7 protein-coding genes are annotated in these 5636 nt (G+C 69.9%); 1 reads left to right on the forward strand and 6 read right to left on the reverse strand.

Annotated elements, in window-relative coordinates; genetic code table 11:
- From DBR36_RS08375 to rpsB, 5 genes are all read right to left on the reverse strand, one after another.
- A partial coding sequence (locus tag DBR36_RS08375) for a phosphatidate cytidylyltransferase (RefSeq protein ID WP_108318476.1) occupies positions 1-777 on the reverse strand: 777 nt, incomplete at its 3' end.
- A 5-nt stretch (positions 778-782) separates the two neighbouring features.
- Positions 783-1337 (reverse strand): ribosome recycling factor, encoded by a 555-nt coding sequence (gene frr, locus DBR36_RS08380; protein WP_076675969.1) that lies wholly within the window; start codon positions 1335-1337, stop codon positions 783-785.
- Between the two features lie 75 nt (positions 1338-1412).
- On the reverse strand, positions 1413-2132 hold the full coding sequence (pyrH, locus tag DBR36_RS08385; RefSeq protein ID WP_108318478.1) for a UMP kinase: 720 nt from the start codon (positions 2130-2132) through the stop codon (positions 1413-1415).
- Between the two features lie 183 nt (positions 2133-2315).
- A complete protein-coding gene (gene tsf, locus DBR36_RS08390) occupies positions 2316-3143 on the reverse strand; it encodes a translation elongation factor Ts (protein WP_108318480.1) in 828 nt (275 codons plus the stop codon).
- 150 nt (positions 3144-3293) lie between these two features.
- Positions 3294-4154 (reverse strand): 30S ribosomal protein S2, encoded by an 861-nt coding sequence (gene rpsB, locus DBR36_RS08395; protein ID WP_108318482.1) that lies wholly within the window; start codon positions 4152-4154, stop codon positions 3294-3296.
- A gap of 304 nt (positions 4155-4458) precedes the next feature.
- Between rpsB and DBR36_RS08400 the strand changes: the two genes are divergently transcribed.
- Positions 4459-4953 (forward strand): murein hydrolase activator EnvC, encoded by a 495-nt coding sequence (locus DBR36_RS08400; RefSeq protein WP_108318484.1) that lies wholly within the window; start codon positions 4459-4461, stop codon positions 4951-4953.
- A 20-nt stretch (positions 4954-4973) separates the two neighbouring features.
- Here the strand turns inward: DBR36_RS08400 and DBR36_RS08405 are convergent, their stop codons facing one another.
- Positions 4974-5579 (reverse strand): hypothetical protein, encoded by a 606-nt coding sequence (locus DBR36_RS08405; RefSeq protein ID WP_108318486.1) that lies wholly within the window; start codon positions 5577-5579, stop codon positions 4974-4976.
- Positions 5580-5636: the final 57 nt, after the last annotated feature.

The raw sequence follows: 5636 nt of genomic DNA on the forward strand, positions 1-5636 counted from the left end.
GGCCCCGGCGAAGCCCTCCCAGGTCTTCTTGGGGCTGATGCGGGGGGCCATGGGATGCCGCCCGCCCCGCCCGAAGGTGAGGCCCGAGACATAGGCGCCGGTGTCGGCTGCCACCGCGAGGATCAGGAACGCCAGCACCCACCACTCGCCGCGGGGTTGCGCGAGCAGAATCATCGCCACGCTGGTGAGGAACGGGACGTACACCTGCACGAAACCGGCCACCAGGACGTCACCGATCACATCGATCGGCGCGCGCCCGTCGGCGGCGAACAGCTGCGCGACCAGTCGCCACACGATCACGACGACGACGGCGACGAGGACGGCGATCCAGTGCACCCATGCGCCCAGGAAGAACCCGCTCAGCAACAGGACGAAGCCCATCACCAGCTGCGGGACGACGTCCACCCGCCGGCCGGCGTTCTGCAGGGCGCGGGAGAACTCCAGGACGCCGAGGACCATCGCCCCCGCCGCGAACAGGACGAACGCCCATTTGACGAAGATCAGCGAGGCGATGACGATCACGCCGATCGCGACACCGATGAGCGTCGCGACGATGAGGTCGCGCCCGGTGCGCTGTTTGATGCGCTCGTTGGCCTGATCGAACTCGGCGCGGGCGTGGGCGAGGTGCTGCTCCGCATCCGTGCGCATCGCGCGCAGCTGCGATTCGATCGCGGTCACGCCCTCGCCGGTGATCGGCGAACGGCGCGCCGAGTCGTCGCGACGTGACGTCGGCGGATCGACCGGCGCGCTGTCGCCGATGTCGGGGGCGTCGGGCATGACGGTCAGACCTCGAGGAGTTCTGCCTCTTTGCGCTTGAGGGCCTCGTCGATCAGGTCGACGTGCGTGCGCGTGACGGCGTCGAGCTCCTTCTCGGCGCGGACGAGCTCGTCCTCGCCGACGTCGCTCTTGAGCGCGTCGAGGTCGTCCTTGGCCTTGCGGCGCAGGTTGCGCACCTGCACCTTTGCGTCTTCACCCTTGCCGCGCACGATCTTGACGTACTCCTTGCGGCGGTCCTGGGTGAGCTCGGGCATCGTGACGCGCACGATCGTGCCGTCGTTGGTCGGGTTCACGCCCAGGTTCGGCATGTCGCGGATCGCCTGCTCGATCGCCTTCAGCGCGGACTTGTCGTACGGGTTGATGACGAGGGTGCGCGCCTCGGGGTTGTTCAGCGAGGCGAGCTGCGCGAGGGGGGTCGGCGAGCCGTAGTAGTCGACCAGGACCTTCTGGAACATCTGGGGGTTCGCGCGTCCGGTGCGGACGGTCGCGAAGTCCTCCTTGGCGGCCTCCACGGCGCGATCCATGCGCGCTCCGGCATCGGCGAGGACATCGGCGATCACGGTGACTCCATTCGTTGGGACTGACGTCTCAGTCTAGTCGCGTGCGGGCCCGGCACCCCGGGCCCGCACGGCGCGTCACGCGGTGACCAGGGTGCCCATGGTCTCGCCGAGCAGGGCCCGGGTGACGTTGCCCGAGGGCTCCATGCCGAACACGCGCATGTCGATGCCGTTGTCCATGCACAGGCTGAACGCGGTCGAGTCCACCACCTTCAGCCCCTGCTGCAGGGCGTCGATGTAGGTGATGTGGTCGAGCTTGGTGGCATCCGCGTCGGTCCGCGGGTCGGCCGTGTAGACGCCGTCGACGCCGTTCTTGGCGACGAGCACCTCGCGGGCGCCGATCTCGAGGGCGCGCTGAGCCGCGACGGTGTCGGTGGAGAAGTACGGCAGTCCCGCTCCCGCCCCGAAGATCACGACGCGCCCCTTCTCGAGGTGGCGCACCGCGCGGCGCGGGATGTACGGCTCGGCGACCTGGGTCATCGAGATCGCGGACTGCACGCGGGTGGCCGCGCCGGCCTGCTCGAGGAAGTCCTGGAGCGCGAGGGAGTTCATCACGGTGCCGAGCATGCCCATGTAGTCGGCGCGACCGCGATCCATGCCGCGCTGGCTCAGCTCGGCGCCGCGGAAGAAGTTGCCGCCGCCGACGACGATCGCGATCTCGACGCGGTCCACCGCCTCGGCGATCTCGCGGGCGATCTGACTCACGACGTCGGGGTTGACGCCCAGCTGCCCCCCTCCGAACGCCTCTCCCGACAGCTTCAGCAGTACGCGGCGGCGCTTGGTGGCTTGATCGTTCACGTGTGGTGTCCTCTCGTCTTGAACAAACTATCGCCCCACCCGCGGCGACCGATATGCGCGGAACGACAGAACCGTTCGACGCGGGACGCGGGCAGGGAAAAGGCCCGGGATGCCGTGGCATCCCGGGCCTCAGGACAGACTCTCGTCCCGTCTCGAAGGGCGGTCCCTGAGCCTGTCGAAGGGTTACGCGCCGACCTTGAAGCGCGCGAAGTCGGTCAGCGTGAGACCGGCGTCGGACGCGACCTTGGCGACGGACAGCTTGTTGTCCTTCGCGTAGTCCTGGTCGAGCAGGGCGACCTGCTTGAAGAACGCGTTGACACGGCCCTCGACGATCTTGGGCAGGGCGGCCTCGGGCTTGCCCTCGTTGCGCGAGATCTCGGTGACGATCTCGCGCTCCTTCTCGACGTCGGCCTCGGGCACGGCGTCGCGGGTGAGGTACGAGGGGTTGGCGAACGAGATGTGCTGCGCGATCGAGCGAGCCGTCTCGGCGTCGTCGCCCGTGTAGGCGAGCACCACGCCGACCTGCGGGGGCAGGTCCTTGCTGGTCTTGTGCAGGTAGACCTCGAACTTGTCGCCCGAGATGGTGCGCACGCGACGGAGCTCGACCTTCTCGCCGATGATCGCGGCCTCGTCCGAGATGAGCTGCTCGACGGTCTTGCCGTCGGCGTCGGCGGCCAGGGCGGCCTCGACCGAGTCGGCGGAAGCGGCGGCGGCCGCGTCGACGACCTTGTCGGCCAGAGCGATGAAGCGCTCGTTCTTGGCGACGAAGTCGGTCTCGCAGGCGAGCTCGAGCAGGGTGACGGAGCCGGCGTTCTCGCGCGCGACGACGAGGCCCTCGCTGGTCGAACGGTCGGCGCGCTTGGCGTTGCCCTTGGCGCCCTTGAGGCGCAGGATCTCGACGGCCTTGTCGACGTCGCCGTCGGCCTCTTCGAGCGCCTTCTTGGTGTCGACCATGCCGGTGCCGAGCTGCTCGCGCAGCGCCTTGATGTCGGCGATCGTGAAGTTTGCCATGGTGTGGCGGTCTCCTTGTCGTTTGCGTTCTAGATGTGAGCCCGGCGGGGCCGTGTCACCCCTCGCAGAGGGGCGGTCACGACCCCGCCGGATCGTAGCCTGTGCGGGTGACCGGCCGTTCACCGGAAGGTGACGCGGCGGTCGCGCGGCTTACTTGCTGTCGGTGGCCTCGGCCTCGGCGGCGGGAGCCTCGGTCGACTCGGCGGCGGGGGCCTCGGTCGACTCGGCGGCGGGAGCCTCGGTGGTCTCGGCGGGGGTCTCGAGCAGCTCGCGCTCCCACTCGGCGAGGGGCTCGGCGGCCTCTTCTTCGCCGGCGGGCTGGTGACGCTGGATCAGGCCCTCGGCCGCGGCGTCGGCGATGATGCGCGTGAGCAGGCTCACCGAGCGGATCGCGTCGTCGTTGCCGGGGATCGGGTACTGGAACTCGTCCGGGTCGGCGTTGGTGTCGAGGATACCGATGACGGGGATGCCGAGCTTCTTGGCCTCGTCGACCGCGAGGTGCTCGCGCTTGGCGTCGACGACCCAGATCGCCGAGGGGGTCTTCTGCAGGTTGCGGATACCACCGAGCGACTTGTGCAGCTTGTCGAGCTCGCGCTTCTTGAGCAGCAGCTCCTTCTTGGTGAAGCCGCTCTCGGCCGGGTTCTCGTAGTCGAGCTCCTCGAGCTCCTTCATGCGGGCGAGGCGCTTCGAGACCGTCTGGAAGTTGGTCAGCAGACCACCGAGCCAGCGCTGGTTGACGTAGGGCTGGCCCACGCGGGTCGCCTGCTCGGCGAGGACTTCCTGCGCCTGCTTCTTGGTGCCGACGAAGAGGATGGTGCCGCCGTGCGCGACCGTCTCCTTGACGAACTCGTAGGCCTTGTCGATGTAGCCGAGCGACTGCTGCAGGTCGATGATGTGGATTCCGGAGCGCTCGGTCAGGATGAAGCGCTTCACCTTCGGGTTCCACCGGCGGGTCTGGTGTCCGAAGTGAACGCCGCTGTCGAGCAGCTGGCGGATGGTGACGACGGCCATGGTCGTACTCCTGTTTCTGGGCGCCTGCGCGCCGTGGTTGTGGTTGTTCGCGTCGGACGGACCGTCCGACGAGCCTGGTGCCCGGCGCACACCCGCCATCCGCCGGAGCGGAGGACCATGGGGTGTGGATGCCGCGCGGTGCGGCTTCTGCGAAGAAGACGCGATGCGCTGTGGGCACGCGGAGTCATCCCGACAGGCGGGATGCATCCCCCAGCATACAGGACGCCTCCTCCCGCCCGCGTGTGCGTCGATGACCGGTGTGGACAGGAGCCGGTCGCCGCCCGACCGTCGGCAGACTTCCCGGATGAGTCCGACATCCGATCTCCTCCGCCTCGGGGCGGGCGCTCTCGTCGCCCTGCTCGCCGCGCAGCCCGCCACCGCCGACCCGCTCTCGCACCGCGGCTGGGTCTGGCCGGTCGCCCCCGTGCGGATCGTGCAGCCCTTCGTGGCCCCGGCCCATGACTACGGGCCGGGGCACCGTGGTGTGGATCTGGACGACGGCGACGGCAGCGTACGCGCCCCCGCGGACGGTCGGGTGGCGTTCGCGGGTCCGGTGGCGGGACGCGGCGTGCTGACGATCGATCACGGCGATGGGCTGGTGTCGTCGTTCGAGCCCGTCGAGGCCGATGTCGCGGTGGGCGACGTCGTGGAACGCGGGCAGGTCCTGGCGCGAGCGGCGACCGGTGGGCACACCGCGCCCGGCACCCTGCACCTCGGGGTGCGCCTCGACGGCGAGTACGTCAACCCGCTGCGGCTGCTCGGCGGGGTGCCCAGGGCCGTGCTGCTGCCGTGCTGCTGAGCGGCTGGTCGCGAGCGCCGCTAGCGGATCTGATTGCCCCGGCCCTCGACGGTCGCCGACCCGACACCGAGTCCGGACTGCACGATGTTGTCCTGTCCACGCACGACGACGGCGGCGATCGCGCCGTCGGCCTGGATCGTCGCCCGGTCCCCGGACACGTCGACGCTCGACATCGCGTCCGCGGACGTGACGCTGTCGTCGTTGCCCTGGACCGTGAGGGTGTCGACCGCGGCCGCCGTGACGCTCAGTCGGTCGCCCGACAGCCGCAGCGTGCCGATGGTGGCATCCGTGGCATCCACGGTCAGAGCCGAGCCCGACACCATCAGCTCGGTGCACGTGCCGACGACGGTGAAGGTCTGCTCCGAGCCCGAGAGGCTCTGCGCCTGCCCGTCACCGCAGGACACGGTCCCGTCGGGCACCGAGGGGGACGCTCCCGTCGTCAGTGGAGACGGGCTCGCGCTCTGCGAGGGAGCGGGAGTCGCCGTGGGGCTGGCCGGGGCCGATGCGGCCGGTGCGCCGGGCGGCAGACGCGTTTCGACCGGTCGGGGGACGAGGGCGCATCCCGAGACGGCCCCCGTGAGCGAGACGGCCACGACGAGCGCGGTGACGAGACGACGGGCTTCCACATGATCACGCTACGGGTCGGGCGGGCTCGTCGCCAGGTCGACCGCGGCGGCGTGACG

It is taken from the genome of Microbacterium sp. HMWF026 (assembly GCF_003061325.1).
GTDB lineage: Bacteria > Actinomycetota > Actinomycetes > Actinomycetales > Microbacteriaceae > Microbacterium > Microbacterium testaceum_E.